This window comes from Methylobacterium sp. B1 (assembly GCF_000333255.1).
In the GTDB taxonomy this organism is placed as follows: Bacteria; Pseudomonadota; Alphaproteobacteria; order Rhizobiales; family Beijerinckiaceae; genus Methylobacterium; species Methylobacterium fujisawaense.
Genome location: NZ_BACT01000735.1, coordinates 1 through 1,433 on the forward strand (window position 1 = coordinate 1; position 1,433 = coordinate 1,433).

General features: G+C 72.7%; 2 protein-coding genes. Both read left to right on the forward strand.

Annotated features, from left to right (window positions below):
* Positions 1-81 precede the first annotated feature (81 nt).
* Positions 82-966, forward strand: a complete 885-nt coding sequence (locus I53_RS21545) for a putative selenate ABC transporter substrate-binding protein (RefSeq protein WP_043354528.1) — start codon at positions 82-84, stop codon at positions 964-966.
* Positions 967-971: 5 nt separating this feature from the next.
* Positions 972-1,433 (forward strand): ATP-binding cassette domain-containing protein (locus I53_RS21550; RefSeq protein ID WP_051044946.1); only part of this gene is annotated, 462 nt, incomplete at its 3' end.

A 1,433-nucleotide genomic window follows, 5' to 3' on the forward strand; every position in this document is an offset into this window, starting at 1 on the left:
GCGTGGGCACGGTGCCACGAGGAAACGATGCTGGGATGAAAGCGGGGATCGAAGCGGGGATCGAAGCGGGAATCGGGATGGTTGGGGCGGCTCGCCCTGGGAGCCCTGGCGGCCCTGGCCGGCGCCGGGCCGGTGCGGGCGCAGGAGACGGCAGCCCCGAAGGCGCTCCCGCCCCTCGTGTTCACCGGCATCCCCGATCAGGACGAGAGCCGCCTGGTCGAGCGCTTCGGCAAGGTCGCCGCCTATCTGGAGGCCAAGCTCGGCGTGCCGGTGCGCTACATCCCGGTGAAGAGCTATCCGGCGGCGGTCACCGCCTTCACCAACGGGCAGGTGCAGCTCGCGTGGTTCGGCGGCTTCACGGGCGTCCAGGCGCGCAAGGCCGTGCCGGGCGCCCAGGCGATCGCGCAGGGCGCCGAGGACGCGGCGTTCAAGACCTACCTCATCGCCAACGCCGCCACGGGGCTGAAGCCCGACAAGGCCTTCCCGAAGGACATCGCGGGCAAGACCTTCACGTTCGGCGCCCGCGCCTCGACCTCCGGGCGGCTGATGCCCGAGTATTTCATCCGGCAGGCCTTCCCGGGGCAGAGCCCCGAGCAGGTCTTTGCCCGGGTCGGCTTCTCGGGGGATCACAGCCGCACCATCCAGCTGGTCCAGTCCGGCGCCTTCGCGGTGGGCGCCGTCGACTACTCGGTCTGGGACCTCGACGCGAAGGCCGGCAAGGTCGACCGACAGGCGGTCTCGGTGATCTGGGAGAGCCCGGCCTTCCCCGACTACCAGTGGACCGTGCGGGGCGACGTGGAGCAGACCTACGGCGCCGGCTTCACCGAAAGGCTGCGGGGGGCGCTCGTCGGCATCACCGACCCGGCGATCCTGGAGCCGTTCGGGCGCTCGAAGTTCATCCCCGTGACCAACGCCGCCTACGAGCCCCTCGTCGCGGTCGGACGCTCCACCGGCCTGCTGGACTGACGTCCGTGGCGAGCGGCGCGCAAGCCCGAGCGGCCATCGTCCTCCGGAACGCCTCCGCATCCTATGGCGGGCGTCCGGTGCTTTCGGGCCTCGACCTGACCGTGCGGGCGGGGGAGCGCGTCGCGCTGATGGGCCGCTCCGGGGCGGGCAAGTCGACCCTGATCGGCCTGATCCACGCCCAGGCGCCCGAGCAGGTGGCGCTGGTGCCCCAGGCCGCCGCCCTCGTGCGGCCGCTCTCGGTGTTCCACAATGTCTATATGGGCCGCCTCGACCGGCGCTCGACCCTGCACAACCTGCGCACCCTGGTCCGGCCGGCCCGGGCGGACGTCGCCGCGGTGGAAGCGGTCCTCGACCGGGTCGGGCTCGCGGACCGGCTCTGGGCCCGGGCCGGCGAACTCTCCGGCGGCCAGCAGCAGCGCGTCTCCGTGGCCCGCGCCCTCTACAACGGCCGGCCGATCCTGGTCGGG